General features: G+C 33.9%; 13 protein-coding genes. 2 read left to right on the top strand and 11 right to left on the bottom strand.

The window, feature by feature from the left end:
• Positions 1–353: 353 nt before the first annotated feature.
• The 7 genes from BHE19_RS18560 to BHE19_RS18535 form a co-directional block, all read right to left on the bottom strand.
• On the bottom strand, positions 354–1,004 hold the full coding sequence (locus BHE19_RS18560; RefSeq protein WP_026109902.1) for a response regulator transcription factor: 651 nt from the start codon (positions 1,002–1,004) through the stop codon (positions 354–356).
• A 90-nt stretch (positions 1,005–1,094) separates the two neighbouring features.
• Positions 1,095–1,772, bottom strand: a complete 678-nt coding sequence (locus BHE19_RS18555) for a sensor histidine kinase (RefSeq protein WP_165607935.1) — start codon at positions 1,770–1,772, stop codon at positions 1,095–1,097.
• Positions 1,773–1,832: 60 nt separating this feature from the next.
• Positions 1,833–2,690 (bottom strand): hypothetical protein, encoded by an 858-nt coding sequence (locus tag BHE19_RS18550; RefSeq protein WP_123923391.1) that lies wholly within the window; start codon positions 2,688–2,690, stop codon positions 1,833–1,835.
• Positions 2,691–3,603: 913 nt separating this feature from the next.
• Positions 3,604–4,377 (bottom strand): polysaccharide deacetylase family protein, encoded by a 774-nt coding sequence (locus BHE19_RS18545; protein WP_233431397.1) that lies wholly within the window; start codon positions 4,375–4,377, stop codon positions 3,604–3,606.
• A gap of 150 nt (positions 4,378–4,527) precedes the next feature.
• Complete coding sequence (locus BHE19_RS23050) at positions 4,528–4,854, bottom strand: ABC transporter permease (protein WP_317040070.1); 327 nt, start codon at positions 4,852–4,854, stop codon at positions 4,528–4,530.
• A complete protein-coding gene (locus BHE19_RS18540; protein ID WP_317040069.1) occupies positions 4,826–6,952 on the bottom strand; it encodes an ABC transporter permease in 2,127 nt (708 codons plus the stop codon). The genes BHE19_RS23050 and BHE19_RS18540 overlap by 29 nt, the downstream gene beginning before the upstream one ends.
• 3 nt (positions 6,953–6,955) lie before the next feature.
• Complete coding sequence (locus tag BHE19_RS18535; RefSeq protein WP_070908320.1) at positions 6,956–7,669, bottom strand: ABC transporter ATP-binding protein; 714 nt, start codon at positions 7,667–7,669, stop codon at positions 6,956–6,958.
• Positions 7,670–7,949: 280 nt separating this feature from the next.
• On the opposite strand from BHE19_RS18535, the gene BHE19_RS18530 reads away from it, so the two are divergent.
• Positions 7,950–9,299 carry a sigma-54-dependent transcriptional regulator gene (locus BHE19_RS18530; RefSeq protein WP_070908319.1) on the top strand — a complete coding sequence of 450 codons (1,350 nt, stop codon included), beginning with the start codon at positions 7,950–7,952 and terminating at the stop codon, positions 9,297–9,299.
• Between the two features lies 1 nt (position 9,300).
• Positions 9,301–10,632 carry a sensor histidine kinase gene (locus tag BHE19_RS18525; protein ID WP_070908318.1) on the top strand — a complete coding sequence of 444 codons (1,332 nt, stop codon included), beginning with the start codon at positions 9,301–9,303 and terminating at the stop codon, positions 10,630–10,632.
• Positions 10,633–10,724: 92 nt separating this feature from the next.
• Here the strand turns inward: BHE19_RS18525 and BHE19_RS18520 are convergent, their stop codons facing one another.
• From BHE19_RS18520 to BHE19_RS18500, 4 genes are all read right to left on the bottom strand, one after another.
• On the bottom strand, positions 10,725–11,441 hold the full coding sequence (locus tag BHE19_RS18520) for a DUF3667 domain-containing protein (RefSeq protein WP_070908317.1): 717 nt from the start codon (positions 11,439–11,441) through the stop codon (positions 10,725–10,727).
• 373 nt (positions 11,442–11,814) lie between these two features.
• Complete coding sequence (locus BHE19_RS18515; RefSeq protein WP_070908316.1) at positions 11,815–12,312, bottom strand: hypothetical protein; 498 nt, start codon at positions 12,310–12,312, stop codon at positions 11,815–11,817.
• Positions 12,313–13,273: 961 nt separating this feature from the next.
• Complete coding sequence (locus tag BHE19_RS18505; protein WP_070908314.1) at positions 13,274–16,963, bottom strand: DUF6443 domain-containing protein; 3,690 nt, start codon at positions 16,961–16,963, stop codon at positions 13,274–13,276.
• A gap of 113 nt (positions 16,964–17,076) precedes the next feature.
• A complete protein-coding gene (locus BHE19_RS18500; RefSeq protein WP_070908313.1) occupies positions 17,077–21,108 on the bottom strand; it encodes a DUF5977 domain-containing protein in 4,032 nt (1,343 codons plus the stop codon).
• Between the last annotated feature and the right edge of the window lie 413 nt (positions 21,109–21,521).

Here is a 21,521-nt window from a genome sequence, read left to right as displayed (position 1 = left end):
GACGGCGATCTTCTAAAAAAATAAAAATTGACCTGATTTTTATAACCCAAAAAACAAAAACAAAAAAAGCCGTCCGTAACAACAAAAGAGTATCTTTTAATACAGGAAGCTAGATGCTGAAAAAAAATAATCCATTCTGCTACAAATCCATCTTATTTATAAAGTTCCAGCAACTGCGTCTTCCTGACAAAACAAAAATACATGCAATAAAATCAATACGTTATAGAACATGGAACGTCTTGTTGTAGAATTATTTCTACAGAAAAAACATCACAAAAAAAATATGAATCACAAAAAAAAACAGGCACTTAAAAAGTCCTGTTTTTTAAAATAGGTTTGAAGTACGTTGTTTATCAATCCGCATACAACTGAAAAACTTTGATCAAATCGGCCAGATTATCAATTTCCAGCTTTTCAAAAATCCTGTTTTTATAGGTGCTTACTGTTGTTTTTTTAATGTTCAGATGTTCAATTATTTCGAGATTGCCGTAGCCTTTAATTAAAAGCTGTGCCACTTCGATTTCTCTGTTGGACAATACATCTAATGGGTTTGTTGGTTTTTTTGAAATATAAGAGTCCAGAATCCTGTCTTTAAGATTCTGCGTAATATACTTTCCGGACAAAATCATCGAACTGATTGCGTTTTTCATTTCTTCCTCCGAAGTTTCTTTGTTCAGGTATCCGGATGCTCCGGCATTCAGATAACGCATTGCATAGATATTCTCATCATAAGCTGAGAAGATCAGTATTTTCACTTCGGGCTGGATGGATTTAATCTCTGTTATGATGCTGATACTGTTTCCATCAGGAAAATTCACATCTAAGATTAATAAATCTATACTCTGTTCTTTTAAAATAGTAAGGGTATCCTTAAAATTTCCGGCTTTATGAATTAAAGCATTCGAAAATAACTCTTTTATCATCAAAGAAACGCCTTGTCGAACCACACTATGGTCATCAGCTACTAAAAAGCTATAGTTATTGGATGGGGATTTCATTTTCATTTACCTAATTTAGGGTTGTTTCAGCGCTTTTCTCTAACTAATTGCCTTTTTACTGTCAATATACAAAAAGTATATTAATTTGGTCTTATTTTAAACTAAACTTATGAAGAGGTTGAAAATAATCGTTGTCCCTTTGCCTTCTTCGCTTTGAACATCTATTTTCCCATCAAACAATTCTACAATTTCTTTACACAAATTGAGCCCCAAACCTACGCCAAGATCATTTACTTTTCCTGAAACGGTACCCTGATAATAAAGTTCGAATATGTTTTTCAGGTCATTCTTGGCAATTCCTATTCCACTGTCTTCAATTTCTATTTTTAAATTTACTTGCTTATCAGAGGTCTTCTCGAGATCCATCGCAATTTTTATCAATCCATTTTCGGTAAACTTATTCGCATTACCAATAATGTTATAAAAAAGCTGATGAATTTTTGCTGCATCGGAATTCACTTCAAGATTTGAAATCAGATTAGAATTCACTTCAATCTTGTTTCCTTTACTTTCAACCAATGAAGCCATCGAATTAACAATCTGATGAATTTCTTCCTTAAGCAGGAATTTCTTATTGTTTAATTTGGGCTCATAATTTCCATCTTTCGAATACTCCAGAATCTGATTGGCCAAAAGAAGTAATGAGTTTGTAGTAAACTGAATTGATTTAAAAGTATCTTTTATTTCAGCATCCTTTATTGATGCACTTATCATTTTACTATAAATTGAAATGATGCTTAAAGGAGATCTGATTTCATGACTGATCATTCCCATTATTCTGTTCTTAAAACTTAGGTTTTCTCGGATCTGCATCTGAGCGATAGTCAGTCTTTTTTAATATTGAAAAGCCAGTCTTGTGAAGCCAAAAAGTACAAGCGAAACGATAAACATCATTAAGATCAAAATCGCAATGGTATAACTTCTTGCAATTTTATTTGAATCGTATTGCTTTTGCAATTGCTTTTGAGTATTATCCTGAAGCAATTTCAACGAATTGTTGTAATTCGGCATAATCTCCGCCTCTAAGTTCAGTAATTCGTTATTAAACTCTTTTAGTTTAGCATCCTGATCTTTTAAATTGGCAAATGATCTCTTTAGATTCTTAAACTGTTCTTCGTAAAATTTATTAGTCGTATTAAACAGGTTAGCAAATTGTTCTTCAATGCTTCCGGTTACTACTTTATTATCATATTTCATTGTAACCGTAATCTTCAACTGCTCTTTCTGCACATCCACTTTTCCGGCCAAAGCAGCTCCTAATCTTGAAAACAACCCTTTTTTAGACACGCTATCTACTTTTATATAGGAGTCAGTTTTGATACTGTCTAAAATCTTCTTATACGCGAATTTGTTCAGTTTAAAAGGTTTAGACAAAGTAGTCTTGTCCGGATTGATTTGTGACTCGATAATAGAATCGATACTTAATTTTATCGATTCGACAGAATTCTCAGACTGATTCTTTTCTTTCAGAATCCTCATGAACTCCTTATTATCTTTTGTAATCAAGGTTAAGCTGTCAATCAATCGGCTGATCTCATTTAAGGAAGCGGTGTACTTATTTAGTGATTCTTTGTCTTTATAATAGGTATAATTGTTAAAACTCTTTTGAGAACTGACAAATGAATTATTAATACCGCTGGTAAAATTCGTTATTCTGTTCAATGAATCCATCGAGTTTAAAGTCTTCGACATTTCTGATTCATTAGACGATTCGTTGTACCAAATAACTATTGCAATTATTTGTAAAAGAATAACACAGGCTATTAAAGTGTAGTGAATTATCTTTCTGTGTTTGAACTTTAGTTTAAAAAAACTAAAAGTACTATTTAAGGAATGTTTTCTAATCAAAATTTATATTTTAAAATGATAAATAAAATAATGAGTCAAAGAATCAAATCAATAACTCATGCCACTTTTTTAATTAGGTATCGAAAGAACATCCTGAATGATGTACTACATTTTGAATAAATATTGTTCTATAGCTAAAATTAGCAAACACTAATTCAATTTTAATACTGATAACAGATCATATTGCTCTAAGTTACTCTTTCTTTGTTTAAAAAACAACAAAGCCAGAATACTTCTCTATCAGTAGCAACCATAACACAACAGATATTTAAAAGAGATTTGGGGGATCTTTTTTTTCAGAATAAATGTGTTTAATACAAAAAACTTACTTTATTCTATTTTTTAAATATATAATTGTTTCTATTTTCTTAATAAGTAGCAAAAATAGTATGCTGAAATTAAATCGACTGTAGAACATTTTATAACAACCTGTAGAACTTGTTCTACATTTTTACTAATAATTAATTCTACAATTTTCATGATACAAAGATACAGTTTTTGGAAAAATATGTCTGATTATTTACGAAATCGTTTGATCGGAAGCTTGTAGAACACCACAAACACGTACACCAAAGCACTGATTTCTAACCATTCACCTTCTCATTTCGAAAAAAAAATCAGAAATTCTCATGAAAAACCTTCTCTTCATTTTAAAGATTGATCTGAGTGAAAAACATGTAATTCCTACTGAAAAAAGATCCGATCCGAATCTTTCCGTTTCAGTAAAAATTATTGTTATTTAACGTTAAAGAATCGTTTATTTGTGCTCGAGCAAACCGTCTAAGTCCGATAAGGTATAAAACTTGAGATCGTTTAACTTCATATACCGGCAGATAAATTCTAAAGTTTCTATTTTCGTCTGATAATTTTCGGTAACATTTCTAACGGGTTTATGTCCGCATAAAATTAGAATTTTATTGTTTTTCTTCGCATAGTGCAATAATTCGAGAAGATACGGAATACTGAAATGAATATGGCTATTGTCGATATCAAAGGCAAATACAATTTTAGAATTGTTAAAATAACTATCCTGTTTTTCCGGAAGTTCTCCTCCAAAGGCTCTTCCTCTTATAATTTTAAATTTGGGAGATAACGCTTTATCCAATGCATCGGATCTTAATCCGTACGGATAAGCAAAGCTGGTCATTTTAAAAGAATGTTTTTTCATGGAAGCGATCATAGGGGTAATTTCCTGATCAATGTAAGCATCCATTCCATTTTTATTGACAAATTTAACGGCATTATAATGATGATAGCCATGTCCGGCTATTTCATGTCCGTATTTTTGCATTTCAAGAAGTTTTTCGATTTGCGGTTTCCCAATCGAATCAATACGGCAAACATTAAAAGTAGCTTTCCAGGAGTATTTTCTCAAAGCCTGATCGGCTTCGGACCATTCGTCTACATAGGCATCATCAAAAGATAAAATTACACCAGCTTCATAAGCTTTGGCGGCCGGATTTTGCTTTTTACTTTCACAGGAAAATAAAGTCAGACAAAATATAAACAGTATCGATTTAAGGAAAAACATCTTCATAAAATATAGCCTGAAAAATTTAAAAACGTACTCTTTTTTTAATCAATAGAATCTTGTTATTTCAAATATAGTTCTTTTTTCAGTTTTCTGCCATTAAAAAAGCCTCCAAAATGTTCTCACTTTGAAGGCTTTACTTTTTATGATTTATTCGTATTTCAAGTATTTCAAAACATCTATTTTAGTGGCCTGATAAGCTCTTGAAAGCACCACTGCTAGTGTTAGCAGCAATAAGGCGATAAATCCAATTAAAAATGGATAAACCGATATTGTAATGCGGTACGAGAAATTTTCTAACCATTTGTTAAGTAGGTAATAAGCCGGAAATAAAGCCATTAAAAAGCCTATAATACTGAAAACCAAATACTGCTTGCAAAGTTCTTTTAATAGAACATTTGTCTCGGCACCCAGAGTTTTTCGAATCGCGATTTCTTTCATGCGTCGTTCAATAGAGTACGAAGCCAGTGCAAACAATCCAAAAAGCGCAATTACAATGACAATGACATTTAATAACGAAAATAGATTTTTTTTGCCTTACATAATTGCTATAAGATCTTTTGTATCCTTTATCGACAAAATCATACGAGAATGGATATTCCGTATCTACTTTTTTAACCCAAAGATTTTCAATATCAGTCAAAGTCTGCTGCATGTTTTTAGCATCCACAGTAATATAAATATTATTCAAAAGTTCAGTAAACCAAGGCACTGTCTTAAAATGAAAAAAGGACATGGGAGGAATAGCCTGACCCGGATCCATCAGATTAAAATCTTTTACCACTCCCACAATAATGGCATCCTGACCATTCCAGTTTAACTTTTTCCCTATCGGATCTTTTTCGTTCAATAACTTGAGTGCAGTCTCATTAATCAACATTGAACTGACGGTATCCTGAGCAAATTTGGGATCTAAATAGCGTCCTTTAACTATTTTAATTTTCAACATTTCCAATAATCCGAAGTCAATTGGTATATTATTTCCATCTATACTTTTGTCTTTATATTGATAAGTGATGGTCGATTTTGGGCCATATCCTAAGACAAAACCGCCACCGGAAACTTCTTTAACCCCCTTGATATGAAGCAACTGATTCCTGATGCTATTATATCGGTCCAATCGCTCTTTGTTGCTGATTTTCTCTCCATAGATATTCTTATACGAAATGTTCAGAATTTGTTTTCCATTAAAACCTAACTCTTTAGAGTTCATATGTTCTATTTGCTGGTAAACAATATAAGATCCGATAATGAAAAAAGCGGCCACACTAAATTGAAAAATCAACATCCCGTTACGAAGCCAAATACCGTTTTTACTTCGGCCAAAGTTTCCTTTCAAAACCTTTAGCGGTTCAAAATTAGAAACATAAACCGCCGGTAGTATACCCGCCAGTACAACCGTTATAAAAAATATAGCCACCAGCTGCAGGTAAAACTGACTGCTTTGTAATACCAGTGATTTTTCTAAAAAAGCATTGTAATACGGTAACGAAATTTCGACAATAACCAATGACACTAAAATGGCAAACAACGTAATGAGCGCCGTTTCAAAAACAAACTGTTGGATTATACCATATTTTGAAGCACCAATAATTTTCCGAACTCCAACTTCCTTAGCTCTTTTTACCGCATTTGCCGTAGCCGAATTAACATAATTTACAATCGATAACAACAGGATTAAAACCGATAACCCCACCATAATAAGTAAAAATTGAAAATTCCCTTTTGATTCTGCCATACCACCGGCTTTGGTATGCAGACGAACGGAAGCCAGAGACTCTAAAATTGGTTTTACTTCACCATATTTGCGAATTAGCTCTTGAGGAGTAATTCCCTGCTCCTGTGCAAATCGGACTGTTAAGTTTTCAAAGTATACTTTTTGGAGATTCTTTGCTACTGGTTTCTCATCCTCCTGATTTTTCAGTTTCAGCAGTAAAACATACTGAAAGTTTCCCCAAAACTGAATGTTTGCATTAATCCGCTGGTCCATAAAATTAACCACACAAGAAGGATTATAGGCTGATTTTTTATCTAACTTATAAACACCTCGTACCATCAAAACTTTCTTCTGTAAAACTACTTTTTTACCTACAGCAGTTTCATTTCCAAAAAGCTTAAACGCCAAATCCTGCGATAAACAAATACTGTTTACATCCGGTAAAGCCCCCTTTCGACTGCCCTCAGTAAATTCATACGGAAAATAATCAAAGAAGTTTCCCTGGGCAATGGTAATCTTGTCAGATTGTACTTTTTTGTCCTTAAAATATAGAATGTCATTATCATAACCTCCGTTCAAATAACAAAAAGATTCGACTTCAGGACTTATAGCTTTTAGCGCTGCCCCTACAGGTGCCGAACTTGAAGACCAATAGGTTGTAGCATTCATTTTATTGGCTACTAAAAAAATCTTGTCTTTATTAGGGTTCCATTGATCGTAGGATTGTTCCTCATTCCAGTACAAAATGGCAAAAATTAATCCTGCAATTCCAATACTCAAACCCAAAACATTTAAAGCTGTAAAAACCTTATTGTTTTTAATGTGGTAAATAAATATGTTGATCCAGTTCTTTAGCATGATTTAATTTGTTGAATGGTTTACTAATACATCTACATTTCTATGATTCATTTTTTCCGAAAGAATAGCTCCATCTTTCATCACAATAGTTCTTTGCGAAAACGAAGCATCATAATCCGAATGTGTAACCATTAGAATTGTTGCACCTCCCGCATGAAGATCCGTCAACAATTCCATTACCTCATTACCATTTTTACTGTCCAGATTTCCTGTAGGTTCATCGGCAAGAATAATTTTCGGATCATTGATTAAAGCCCTGGCAACGGCTACACGCTGCTGCTGCCCTCCTGAAAGCTGTTGCGGATAATGTTTCAAACGATGCGAAATACCTAATATGGTAGCCATTTCCTGTACTTTTTTCTTTCTTTCAGATGATGGCACCTTATTGTAAATCAGCGGCAATTCAATATTATCAAAAACCGATAATTCATCAATTAAGTTAAAATTCTGAAAAATGAATCCGATGTTCTCTTTTCTCGCTTTTGATTTTAAATTTTCTTTCAAACCAATCATTTCCTGTCCTACCAGTTCGTAACTTCCACCGGAAGCACTGTCTAATAAACCGATAATATTCAATAAAGTCGATTTTCCACTTCCTGATGGCCCCATGATCGATACAAAATCGCCTTCGTTTACGGTTAATGAAATTTCACTTAAAGCTTTTGTTTCTACTTCTTCGGTTCTAAAAATTTTAGAAAGCTTTTTAATTTTGATCATACTACTTTGTTTTTGATGTTTGTTTTTCTTTCTGAGAATTTTATTGCCGAAGTAAAAAACAGATCCTAAATTAAGATAATTGATAACATAATCTATAAATATCTATTTTTGTTACATTTACCGGCAATAATCATTCTCCTATTTGATGATTTGCTAATAGTAATATGATTTTCGTGCCAAAAATTTAAAATTCGTAACTACCTTATTTTAAATTTTTTAGTATCTAAAAGAATTTAAAAGTGTCCAATAATGGACAGCTTTCGTCCAAAACTGAACAAAAATGAAAAAGACAAATGCTGCAATATTAATCATAGACGATCAGGAAGACATCCTTTTTGCGTCGAAAGTGTTCCTGAAAAAGTATTTTGAAGACATTTATACCCTCAATAATCCAAAAAATATTGTCGAATTATTGTCGCAAAAACGCATTGATGTTGTTTTGCTCGACATGAATTACAGGATAGGTTTTGAAGACGGAAGAGAAGGTTTGTATTTATTGAAAGAAATAAAAACACTATCTCCTAAAACGGTTGTGATTTTAATGACCGCTTTTGGCAAAGTCGAAACCGCTGTTGAAGGCTTAAAATCAGGTGCTTTTGATTATATCTTAAAACCCTGGGAAAATAAAAAACTGCTGGAATCTGTCAAACAGGCTGTCGACAAATCCCGAAAAGAACAAAAGAAAACGAGGAATGCCGAAATTGAAAATGACTTTTTTATAGGTACTTCCGAAATCATTAAAAAATCCTATTCTCTGGCTGACAAAGTAGCCAAAACGGATGCCAACGTGCTTATTTTAGGTGAAAACGGAACCGGTAAATTTGTTTTGGCACACCACATTTTTAGCCAGTCTGAAAGAAAAAACAATCCTTTTGTAGCGGTTGACCTGGGAGCCTTAAACGCTAATATTTTTGAAAGCGAACTGTTTGGTTATGCCAAAGGTGCTTTTACAGATGCTAAAACGGATACACCCGGACGTTTTGAAATGGCTCAAAACGGAACTATATTTTTGGACGAAATTGGAAATGTGCCTTTACATTTACAATCGAAATTGCTGCAGGTTATTCAAACCAAAACAGTAACCAGACTGGGTGAAACAAAGCCAAGACCACTAAATGTCCGCATCATTACAGCAACCAACCTAAATCTTAAACAAGAAGTTACCGATAAAAACTTTAGAGAAGACCTTTATTATCGTATCAATACCATGGAAATCGTTCTACCTCCATTACGGGAGCGTCACGGAGATAAAATTCCGCTGGCAGAATACCTTCTCGACAAAATGATTGCAAAATACGACCGAAATACAATTCAATTTGACAAAAAAGTACTGGAACAAATTGAAAAACATGCCTGGAATGGCAACATCAGAGAAATGGAAAATAAAATTGAACGTGCTGTTATTCTGTGCGAACACAATAAAATCACCACTTCAGATTTAGATTTAGAGACCATAACTCCCTACGAAGAGAACCCGGACGACATTCAGCTTTCTTCTGTAGAGAAGGCAGCAGTTGAGAAAGCCTTGCTGAAAAACAACAATAATATCAGTAAAACGGCAGAAGAACTAGGTTTGTCCAGGGGCTCTTTATACCGTCGTTTAGAAAAATACAACATCAATATCAATTAATATGTTTCAGACCTTCCAAACCTATAAACTGCTGTTTTTACGATTGATTTTAATTGTATTGATGATCGAAATCTCTTTTTATTTTTTTAAAACAGACCTTTTCTTTACTGGAATCTTTAGTCTTTTTGTTGTATTCCTGCTTGTTCGCGAAATGTACTTTTATACTCGGAATTTTGTTTTGATTTACAACAAAACCATCTCTTCGATCTTACAAAATGATTTTAGTTCCGATTTTTCACAACATCAATACAATAAAAATTACAACGAATTATTTCTCCTGTACGATACTCTGAAAAGCAAACAAAACGAGCAGATCTCCAAGGACATTGTCTATCGTTCGATTTTAAACACTATAGAATCCGGGATCATCATTCTGCAAAAAGAAGAAACGGAATGGAACATTTTCCTAATGAACGATCATTTTTCTTCTCATTTTAATGTTCCAAAGGTCTCCAAATGGAAATATCTTAAAGACCAATTGCCATCGTTATGTGAAGTTATCGAAGCCGACGATTTTCAGGAAGTCAAAACCTCTTTAGAGATTCGGGTAAAAGAACAAAACATGCAAACCTTTGTATTGCAAGCTTCTAGAACAGAGATCTTTGGAAAAGGTTATTTTATCGTTTTACTGGATTCTATTCAGAATGTTGTCGAAAAAAAAGAAAAAGATGCCTGGGTGAATTTAATGAAAGTGATTTCGCATGAACTCTTAAATTCTATAACTCCTATTCGTTCTATTTGCCAGAACCTACAGGATTTGGTAGAACAGGACACTATGTCGGCTGAAGATTTGGAAGATGTCAAAAATAGCGTTGAAACCATGCTCAGACGGAGCGATCACCTGCAAAAATTTGTCGAAGGTTATCGAAAACTAGCCATGTTACCCACACCAAAAAAAGAGAAAGCTGACTTACAGCTACTGATGCACAATTGTCTTCAGATTATGGCTCCCCTGTTCAGGGAAAAAGGCATTGAAGTTGTCAACACTATTACTTCCAAGCACTGGATTAATATCGATTCTCAGCAAATAGAACAGGTTTTTATCAATCTGTTGACCAATTGTATTTATGCTTTAAAAGATGCCACGGAAAAAACAGTAACGGTGTCGGCAGAGTTTAAAGAAAATAGGGCTTTCCTTAAAATCACGGACACCGGAAACGGAATCGAAAAAGAAATCGAACACAAAGTATTTCTCCCTTTTTTCACCACCCGAACAGAAGGTGCCGGCATTGGTTTAACACTCTCCAAAAATATCATTGAGGCACATGGCGGCTATATCACCCATAGAAATGAAAATGGCAAAACCACTTTTGAAATTTGTTTGCTTGAATAACAATTCAATAGTTAAAAACAGAAAGTCTATAACTATCATCACCAATTATGGATTAATAACCTACCATTGAAAGCCAAAGGCAACATGGAATTTTAATGTTTTATTACTAAGTCAATTAATGTTCCAACAAGCAAAATGGCTAATGAAAATGTCATCATCCCAAAAATGTAGGCCAAAAAGGCTTTAACATAAGAAGATGCTTTTCCTCTGTCATAAAACTGTCCAATAGCCCAAGTTGCATACAAAAATGCCGCAATTCCGGCAAATTGCATTATATTTAAATGTGTCAGACCGTAAACAACTCCAAAAATGGCATAAATTAACATCCCAATTCCCATTACGAAACAGAGAAGAATTAATATTTCAAATATGTTATAATCTCGTTTTCTGAAAAATAGTTTTGTCCACAATGCAATAAATATCCCCATCATTATATTGGAATAACCTAAATTCATCTGAACCCATTTTGAGATAGTACTTGTTGACGTTTTTTGACTGTCAAGGTAATTAATATAACCGTCCTGAAAATGAAAAAAATGATTGCTTATGGAATAAATTAAAGAACTAACAATAATAAAAATGATAGGTTTAACGAGTCGGCTTCTGTTTTCAGTAAGATAATTTCTGATATTTTGTCCCGGGCTTGTTATAAGTTCTTTAATCGTATAAAATATTCCACGTTCAAAATGCAAAACGTGTTCAATTTCGTGAACTATATAATGTCCGTTAATCCTTTTGAGTACTTTTGGCTGTCCACAGTCGGGACAAAAATTAGAATTTACTTCGGTGTTACAGTTTAGGCAGTTCATTTTTTTGGTCAAATATTTTGGTCAATTTTTTTATTTGTAGTCAGTTTGATAAAATTGTCGCTAACTTGTTTATACCCCTCATAAAATGTGATCAATACCTCTTAACAGGGATGATTTTTAGCAACTGATGTCAGTCTTTATTTTTTAAACGGAGCTAAAATACAAAAAAAGTGCAATGATTTTTAATCATTGCACTTTATATAACTTAAAGATTTTATTTGTTTTTATCATAGAATACGCAGTTTTTTATCAGGAACTCTTAATGGAGCGGGCAAAAGCTACTCCATTATGAAATGGCTTTTTTTTATTTAATTCTTCTGATAAAGCTGATGCTTTCGTCGGCTAAGAATTTAGTTTTTCACTCTTAAAGGCTCTACCAAAAACTTACAACATTAAATTTCCAATCTTTGTTTCTAAGAATAATTAGAAAAGTTTCGATTGCTGAAATTATACCAAGAAAAAAGCATAAATTTTTTAATCCATGAGTGCTATTTAATATAATTTCAGCTTGATACAAACAAAACATAAAAATCCAAATTTTACTTAAGTACGAGCTTGGAACTGCTACCTTTTTATATTTAAGATAATTACATGCTAAAATAGATGCTTTAAGAACTAAAAGTACTTGAAATGAATCTAGCAGAGAAGCAAAGTTTATATTTTTAAAAATGGTTATAAGCGAAAACATTATTATCCAAAAAAAATAATTTGAAATTATATCATACATGTTGTCGGTTGTCTTATAATTAAAAACTAAACCAATCAACAATAAAAAAGCAATTACAAAGTCAAAATAAGCAAATTCCTTTACTTCAAAAAGTATAATTATCGTAACAATTATTAAAAAAAATCTAAAAATTAAGTTTCTCATATTTAAATCCCATTACTTCCCCCCTGCTCTGCTAAGTGTTCTCAATTATGCAAAAATTCTGCTCACACTACGCAAATGTCTTTGACTTTGCGCTATTACAAACAAATATATTTAAAATACGTCGACATCTCAAAGTCTCCGACTTTAAAACAATTTTGAAACAAGTCTAATAACTATTTACCTCAAGAAGTATAATTAAGAAAGTCAGGAACTTTCAAGACGCCTACAATTTCTAAAAACAAAAAAAGCGCAAAGTCAGAGACATTTGCGCAGCTTTTCAATAGAACTCTTTGGGAGCGGAGATTGGACCTCTGTCCTTACTCATCGACTCAAAACTCCAAATGTGGCCAAAACCATTTTCAGCTAAAACAACTCATAAATAATATACTGAAAAATCAATCTTATCTCCAACTGAGACATTTGCACAGTTTTTCATATGGAACGCTTCGGAGAGCTGGCAGTATTAAAACAAAAAAGATGAACATTACTACTCATCTTTTTTGTTTTTTTGATCATATTTATTTTCAATACGTTAAAAAACCTAAACCACATATTACTAACCGTGAAACGCTATTCGAAAATTTTAAATTATTTCTTATTACGATTTTTACTCAAATTAGCAAAAAACAGATTACACACTAAAATACTTATTCCTGCTTCAATCCAAGCTAATGAAATAACTTTAGGCGAACTCCTAAAATCATTAATTGTTAAAATACAAAAAAGAAGTAACAAAAAGATAAAGATTGTGTAATTAATCTTTTTTAAAAATAAAAGAAAAATTCCCGAAATTAAACTTACTATTGCAAAACAACCGAATAAATAAATAGTAGTTAAGTCCCAAAGTTCATGTTTCTTTACGATATTAAAATTATAGAGAAAGCTCCAGATTATTGAATACATTACAGTATACATTAAAATTTGTAAGACCGGTTGGAATATTATTCTCAATTTTGAAATGTTAAAATCCATATTTTGCAGCTTCATCTTTTGTTATTGATTTAGTAATGTCCCTGTTTTCGGTTCCATAAAGAGCTCCTCTTAAAATCATATAGTTGTCGTATGAATTAGTAAAATCTGAAACTCCACCAAAAATACTTCCATCTCCATATTCTTGACCTGCTTTTATTGTACTAACTGTAGAATTGTAATTATTATTACCGTCTGCCTTTTCATCTTTTGATTTGTTTGTCGCAAATGGTATTTGTCCTACCGCGTCTGCCCAATAAGGCATCCCTTCAATTGTAACAAGCAGAAAGCCATTTGCTCCTGCCTTACTGGCTTTCCAGTCCCCGCTTCCTCCACTTCTGTATGATGACATCCATCTATCGGTATTTGAGAAACTTTCTATCTGTCCTTTTGTAAAATGCCTTAATCTATTAGAAGATGCTCCTTTCGAAATACTTTTCAATGGCATATAATTATCCGCTAAAGGCTCAAACCACTGGGTTCCTTGTTTATAAAGTTCTTTTGCTGTCATTTTCGTTATTTCTTTTTTACCATCATTCAAAGTAAAAAGTGTAGTGCCATCGTCAGCTGTTACTACTATATCTTTTGGACTTTTACTTTCCGAATTTATTCCATAACTTGCCAATGCTTTATTAAAATCAACTACTTTTCCGTTATCGGTATATTGCCCTTTATTCTTTCCTGTCCAATTGTACACAGCTTGTCTTCCATCTGGGTCTACAAAGCATACAGGATTATCATAAGCATAATTATATGGTGTCCATCTACGAGAGTTTTCTGCTAACGGGTCAATGTTCATCCATCTACCAATTGCTGGATCATAATTACGAGCTCCATAATTGTAAAAGTTAAGCCCCAGCTCATCTTGAAGTTCCTTCCCATTGTACTTATATCTTAAGGCATCATTAGTTGAGTTTTTGGCTGTATTGTATCCTTCTTGTTTTAATCCAAAAGGATAATAGTTATTTTCCTCCTGAATAGTCAAACTTTTATCATAACTCAAACGAATATTACCCAAATGATCTTTGTACTGATAAATATATTTATAAGAACTTCCCAAAGGTTCTACATAACCCTCAGCGGTTGGAAAAAACTTTAATGTTGTGGGTTGCTCTCCTATTTTTTCATACTGATACCCTCCCATATAATCTGTCACAACAGTTGCCGAACCGCTACGATTTACAATTTTCTGTAATTTTTGTCCAGTAGCATTGTAAATGTACACAATATTTCCGGTGGTGGTAAAGGTAATTTTTGTAGGTAAATTCAAATGGTTGTAGGTAATCGCTGTGATATTTTTATTGGCATCAGAGATCATATTCCCATTAAGATCATACGCATAATCATCACCTGTGTTATTCCCGTCTGTAAAACCTAGATTTTTAAGACTGGAGTCTGTAACCTTCATCAGTTGATTGGCAGTGTTGTTATTGGCATACGTATACACCAAAGCGTCAATAGCTGTGGCATTATCATTGCTTCCGTTACGGCTAAGCCCCATAATGTTTCCATTTTTATCGTACGACAAAGTTTCATTATAGGCATTCGTGGTTACCGCTGCTTTTTGGAAAATTCCTTCTTTGAGTCTGTTCAGGTTATCGTATTTGTAGCCATATGAACGTACAATTCCATTATCAGAATTAGTAGCCCAAGAGGTTTCAGAAATATTACCATTGTACAGAGCTTTTACTCCTGTCATTCCGTAATTTAAATTATCATAATTGATTCTAAATGCAAATAGATCTTTTGGAGTATCTAGTTTTACCAAGGAAGTAACGTCGTTAATACCGGTAAGCCAACCTCTGACATTGTAACTATAGTTGATATTCTGTGCACTATTCCCTACTTCTTTCGAGCTCAATTGGCCTAAATCATCATAGGTATTACTGGCGATAGTCTCCACAGGACCATTGTTTATTTGATGTGTATGAATCAACAAACGATCCTGAGCAGAATAGGTAAATTCTTCTCTTGTAACAAGCTCAGTACTACCTGAAGTACGTTTATGTCTGGTTGTAGTAGACAATGCCTTTCCAGCGAAATCAATTTTACTGTCGCTATAAGTATAACCTCCTAAATGGTTTTGGATATAGGTACGAATCTGTCTTGCCTTTGGATCATAAAATGTCGTACCAGTTTCACCTGCTGTACTACTACTGCTACTAAGTGCTCTTGTCCAGTTTCCGGTAGCCAATCCTTTAGCATTAATCAAGACCGGCTGGTCTTCAATACTAGAAGGAGTACTTGGAGCATTTGGATAGGCATAGGTATCGTAGTAATTAACCGTTAAAAGCTTAAAAACTAGAGGCTCAACCCGATTGGTATAATTCACCGCTATGCCATCGATCGTTCCCGAATTTTGCTTCTTTTCATACAAAACACTGGCAGCATTCTGAGCGTCTTGTAATGATTTTCGGGTTGCCGAAGTGGAAGCTTGGTTGTTCCAACCTGTGTATACTGGTCGGCTAAAAGCATCGTATTTGGTAATGATCCAGCCTTCAGAATTGATATCTGAAAAAGGAGAATGAGCTGGTCCTGTAGCGACAGGTCTGTCGAGTTTGTCGTATACGATGAATTCCCATTGTTTGCCCGGTAGTTTTTTCTCCACCAGTCTATTACGGTTATTGTATTTGTATTGGTAGCACAATTGATCCAAGATACCCGAAGTTCCGTCACTGATAACTGCGCTAAAAGTACTTCCTGCTTGCGCATGAAATCCGGGAAGCAAGGTAATCGAATTTGAAGCAGTTAAATTCAGAGTATTTCCAGGTAGCAATACTGCTGTGGAGGATAAATTCGCAGTTGTATTGGTCGTAGTACCAATAAGATCTGCCGCTTTTGGCGGAATGACATAAGTCAGATTGCCATAATCATCATAAACGTAATAAGTATCGTGTGGATTTCCGGAGTCGTAGGTTCTTTTAAGAATGATTTGTCCTTCTTTGTTTTTAAATTCTACGGTAGAACCGGCATTTTCGCTTGGGTTTGCACCCGAGTTTTCGTCGTAGGTTATGGTTTTATACAAAGCTCCCGGGACATAAATACCTGCTTCCGAAATACTGATATCGTATAGCCCTAGACCCACTTGCCAGCTTGTATTGGCTCTGTAAACCTTAACAGCATCAGCAACAGTACTGGCCGTAGAAACGATTTTGATTTCATTACCACTGCCCATTTTCCAGGAGGTTCCCGGAGCGGCTTGTTTTTGGACACGGTTTAAAGGCGATAATTCAAACTCTTTCTCAGAAAAAGGATTAGCCGTGTACTGATACTCTTTTTTATTGTAAAAGAATGCTGCATCACTTATGGCCGTAGCGGGATCAATCTTTGGATGGTTATTGGTGGTATTAGCAATAGGATAAGGCAGGTACTCTTTGTTTTGTCTGCCAAAGCCATCATACTTCATTGGAGTTACAATATTCTGTCCACTTGCTCCCTGACTAATAGCAATGGTTTGTATCGGACGGCCTAATCCGTCAAAATAAGTAACAGTTTGATTGATCTCCTCTTTGGTGAGAGTACCATAATTGGCCTCAGTAACTGCTTTTTTAGGCGCTGCAGTTGAGACAAAGTTGTCAGGACTGAAAGTTTGGGCCCTAAGACCCGAACTTGTCACTAACAAGAGAATAACTATAGGAATACATTTTTTTATAAAAATACAAGTTATGTTTTGAGAATTCATAATTCTTTATAAGTTTTTATTAAAAGCTAAATAGTCATACAAATAGAGACTAAAAATTTGTAGTGTTTTTATGCTACCTCCCGACAGCTATACTAATCATTAATGTATTGGGGTTAATCTATTGGTATATCTCCTTTGCTGCATTCTCCCTTTCTATCAGCGTAATTTTGTCCCTCATTTTTAATTTCATCTTCGGCTTGTCGGTCTGCATCAGCCTGAGAGATTATTGAATTATACTTTCCGGAAGGAACAGTATAGAGTACCGTTGTTCCGTTTTGCCCCTTAGGACAATACAACCTCCTTATAACTCTCTCAGCATAAACACTATAAAATACACACTGTCCTTTAGCATTGGCATTAGCCGGCCCTTCGGTATTCAATCTGTTTATGGCTTTAGCGTCTACATCTGCCTGAGAAGTATTCAAAGTTACTGCTCCTTCTGCCAAAGAATAGTTTTCATAAGAACCAATTGCACCTCCGGTGCAGCCGCTTTTTTGGAAGGAACCACTTATTGCAGCACTTCTAAAAATACACTCACCATTAGCATTGGCATTAGCAGAACCTTCGGATTGAAATTTTTTCCAAGCCAAATTATCGGCATCGGCCTGCGATATTTTCGATTTCACTGCCTCATAGTCTAAGCTGTATGCAACATAAGAACCTGTTCCTCCAATCGTACAGTTTGTTTTTTGGAAATTCTGAGACGCTATAGCAGCACTTTTAAAAATACATTTTGCATTCTCATCATTATTAGCAAATTCCCGTCCTTTGACATCAAACTGATCCAAAGCCTGTTGATCAGCGGCAGCCTGGGAAATATTTGAACTATAAGCCCCTTCCTGAATCGTAAACCACACGCTTTCAGGGATACCCCCTGAAGCACAATTGTTACGAGTGAATAGTTTGCTTAAAGCCTTACTCTTATAGGTAACAGGAACTGTATTATCGAGAGTACCGCAATCAACCTGCTGCCCCTTATAATTGTAACAGTATCTTTGAAGTACGTATAAATTCTGATCTTTCACATATTGCAATCTCCCAAAAGAATCATATCCATAATAGGTAGGTATTCCTTTAGGATCGGTTACACTAGTTATTCCCACAAGCGGATTATAGGTATAAGTTGTCACCATTGCTTCCGACAGATTATTTCGTAAAAAACTTTCCTGATCACTTGATAAATTTTCTAAAATAGTAAAACCTGCACCAAAGCCCGGCAGAGCCTCCAATTCTGCATAAGTGACATTCTCTATTTTAGCAATCGGTTGGCTTTTATTATACCCCCAGATAATAGCTACCGGAGTACCACTCTCTATAGTGTATTGCAAAATATTGCCTTTTTCATCGTATTTATCATAAACTATTTTTTTATCGGAGTTCAAATCAATATTGTCTAGTCCTTTATTAGCATAGATAAATTTTGGCAGTACTAAATTAGCGGTTGCGGCACTTCTCTCGTAGACAGTTTTCTGTTCTGATAGCTTTACACCTTTTTTTATTGTTTGCGTATCGAGAACTTTTCCAAACATGTTTCTGGCGATTAACTCATTTCTAAAAGGTTCATTGGCCATTTCCGGGTCTTGTGGATAAAAATATCTGGTTTCCAGTTCTTCGTTCAACGAATTTGTAACCGTTTGTGAACTCAATTTTAAATGAGACGGATTATTGTATTTATACTTCGTAAAGGTGGTTACAGGATTTTTACCTCCAGAATCATTTTGTATGTTTATTTCAGATTCTAAGTAAAACCAATAGGAATTAGTCGAATATCTATTAATGTTCATATGCTCAAGATTTTTACGATCAGGTGAAGGAAAGGAAAAAATTTGGTTAAATTTAGTGTCATATGCAATCCCTGTGACACTTTGTGTAAATTGATCTTCCAATTTATATTTGTAATCTGTAATATTTAAATCAGTTAAATTCTTATCAAAAATAATTTTCTTCTCTAATAGACCGTTATCCCAACTAGTGTTTGTCCAGGGTGCAGAATTAAGATGATTATTGACGCAAGAAGTTGGTCTGGCATCAGATGATGCATAATAAAACAGCTCTTCTCCCCCATTTTCATAATCAGCGCCCCCATAACTTACTGTTACATTGCGATAAGTCGTCGAATTATTACCATTTGATCTGTACAATTGGTACAAACTATTTGGGTGTACTGTTGAAAGATAAGTTCTGGCTATAGAAGTAATTGGAGAAGGTCCTGAGTTAACCCAACAAACCCTATTAATTATCGAATTACTTATAAAATTCATTTCAACCCCTTCAACACCGGAAGTTATATCACGATTTTTTCTGGGGCCATAATAATAATGTTTTATATCAGCTTTATTCTGCTCGTTATCAAACGAAGTGATTTGTTGGATTCTTAAACCACCAACATTTATAGGGGCTATTGACGAAACGTTTCCTCCAGTAGCATACGAGAAATTAAAATTTGCAGATGTTTTCGGCTCAGATGAAAAAGTCACCGTTACTCTATAATCTGTATTTTCCAGAAAAGTATAAGTATCTTTTTCTGTAAAATTATGTCTGAAAGCGACAACTTCGTCATTAAGCAGCGCATTTTGTAAATTCTCAATCGTAATTTTTAAAAATAATTCTCCAACAGGCATATCACCGGCCATTCCAACATAACTAACCAATGCTTCAATATCTGTTTTATATTTAATTACATTCTTAAATTCATATATTTCTGTTTCCAGATTCGAATTAGTTGAGGGGTTTGAAAGCCTACGATTTATAGTTTCCAATTCGATAGGACTTACGACGGTACCCATAACAGAATTACCCTCATATACAAATTCATTGTACCCTTTTGTAGGATATATTATTTTTTTTAAAATTCCCTTGCTGGCAAGAGTAGGATCAGCTCTTCTGTCTCCTCCCCTTGAACTTCTTTTAATTGCATCCATTGCTTTTTGATTCGATGAATACAAATCTTCGTGAATAACCGGATCAGGATAAACACCAGACTTTCCGTTGTAAAAACCCCATAAATCTTTACCACCAGATAAACGACTGTTCAATCCATTAGGGTCATTATACTCAAAACTATACTTTTTAGAGACATCTTTAAAGGTACACTCCTTTAAAAAAATCCTTTTATTTGGGGTAAACAGGTAATCAAACACCACGCTGTCAAGATTACTTTCTTTGCTGCTGTCCACTTGATATCCTTTTATTAAATAAGTACCTAATAAGTTCGGATTATAAATGTGCTGAAAAACTACTTTACCAAATATAGCCTCATTACTGCTTATACTTTCAATTGTTTTGCCAAGTACATGTAAGATATTTACATTTTTTTCTTCTCCTGGATTCACGCCCCTATCAGAACACACCTCTTCAAATGTTTTTACCGGAAATGAGAAACTAATACTTGAAGTAAAACTATAATTTGAATCTCTATATGTAAAATTGATTGTATCACCTGCAGGATGAATTATCTTGCTCAGATACCATCCCGTTAAGACACTGGTAGCTGCTTCAGTATTTTGCCAACTGCTGTATTCATTGTCTGAAAAATAATATTCAACTCCATCATCAGTAGTGACTTTAAAATAATCTTTAAGATCAATTTTCAACCGTTCAATCTTTAAATTATTATGCGGTACTAATACAGCTTTATTATTTTTATCAAAGACAAATTGTCCCGAATGGCCATTGAAACTGTAAGAGTACAAATCCGGCTCTGTATCATTAAACTTATTGGCTTCCATATATGAAATAAAACTATTGGAAAGACAATCATCTTCATTAATTGGATAATATCTCTCTTCATCAGGTTTTCCTCTTACAATTCTGTTTATTACCCCTCCAACATTCAAATTCCAACCAAGTCCAATGTTGGTTTCCATTTGGTCCACCTGAATTCCATTGGAATTATACCCCAGCGTTATCGGAATTGATAAATTTCGTGTTTTGTAAGTATACAGTGGTACACTAATATTAGGCGTCCCAGTAAACGTACCAACATCTGTTTGTCCGTACCTCCCCAATTCATAAGCAGTAGGTGATGGAGGTATAATTTTAGGAGCAGACGAATTTTCATCTTGTCCATATATTTCAAATGAAAAAAAAAGAAGAAAAAGAAGAAAAAGAAGAAAAAGATTAGTTTTTATTTTTAAATTATACATTTTATATTTTATTAATTTAATAACTCTTACAGACTAAATTCTGACATCCATACTTAGTTTATTCATGTTAATTATTCCAGTCTGTTTATTTAAAATTTTCGTGTTTTTAACAACATAAATCCTTTAGAACAAAGGCTTGATATAGAAGATGTTTTCCATGTATCTTTTTAAAAATATCTCTCGGAAATAAACAAAGAAGCATAAGATGCTTATAAAGTAACAAGTAACGTTTTCCCATAAAATAATTCGGTTTAATCTTTCTGCTGTTAAATTTTGAAGCCAAATTTAATACTCTATTTTGTATTATTCTTACGTTTTTACATATTTTGTTAAACATTAGCTAAAAAAAAACCTAAAAAAAACACTCAACTTATTAAAAACCAAAAAACTAAAACACTCCCCATAGAGTAAAA

Source organism: Flavobacterium tructae, from assembly GCF_001853485.1.
Classification (GTDB): Bacteria; Bacteroidota; Bacteroidia; order Flavobacteriales; family Flavobacteriaceae; genus Flavobacterium; species Flavobacterium tructae.
Note: the sequence above shows the minus strand (reverse complement) of the source record. Positions and strands in the feature narration are given on the sequence as shown.

Bases quoted from the DNA above. Each gene is read 5' to 3' on its own strand.
- BHE19_RS18560 (WP_026109902.1), bottom strand. From the start codon at position 1,004: ATGAAAATGAAATCCCCATCCAATAACTATAGCTTTTTAGTAGCTGAT.
- BHE19_RS18555 (WP_165607935.1), bottom strand. From the start codon at position 1,772: ATGGGAATGATCAGTCATGAAATCAGATCTCCTTTAAGCATCATTTCA.
- BHE19_RS18550 (WP_123923391.1), bottom strand. From the start codon at position 2,690: ATGTCGAAGACTTTAAACTCGATGGATTCATTGAACAGAATAACGAAT.
- BHE19_RS18545 (WP_233431397.1), bottom strand. From the start codon at position 4,377: ATGTTTTTCCTTAAATCGATACTGTTTATATTTTGTCTGACTTTATTT.
- BHE19_RS18540 (WP_317040069.1), bottom strand. From the start codon at position 6,952: ATGCTAAAGAACTGGATCAACATATTTATTTACCACATTAAAAACAAT.
- BHE19_RS18535 (WP_070908320.1), bottom strand. From the start codon at position 7,669: ATGATCAAAATTAAAAAGCTTTCTAAAATTTTTAGAACCGAAGAAGTA.
- BHE19_RS18530 (WP_070908319.1), top strand. From the start codon at position 7,950: ATGAAAAAGACAAATGCTGCAATATTAATCATAGACGATCAGGAAGAC.
- BHE19_RS18525 (WP_070908318.1), top strand. From the start codon at position 9,301: ATGTTTCAGACCTTCCAAACCTATAAACTGCTGTTTTTACGATTGATT.
- BHE19_RS18520 (WP_070908317.1), bottom strand. From the start codon at position 11,441: ATGAACTGCCTAAACTGTAACACCGAAGTAAATTCTAATTTTTGTCCC.
- BHE19_RS18515 (WP_070908316.1), bottom strand. From the start codon at position 12,312: ATGAGAAACTTAATTTTTAGATTTTTTTTAATAATTGTTACGATAATT.
- BHE19_RS18505 (WP_070908314.1), bottom strand. From the start codon at position 16,963: ATGAATTCTCAAAACATAACTTGTATTTTTATAAAAAAATGTATTCCT.
- BHE19_RS18500 (WP_070908313.1), bottom strand. From the start codon at position 21,108: ATGTATAATTTAAAAATAAAAACTAATCTTTTTCTTCTTTTTCTTCTT.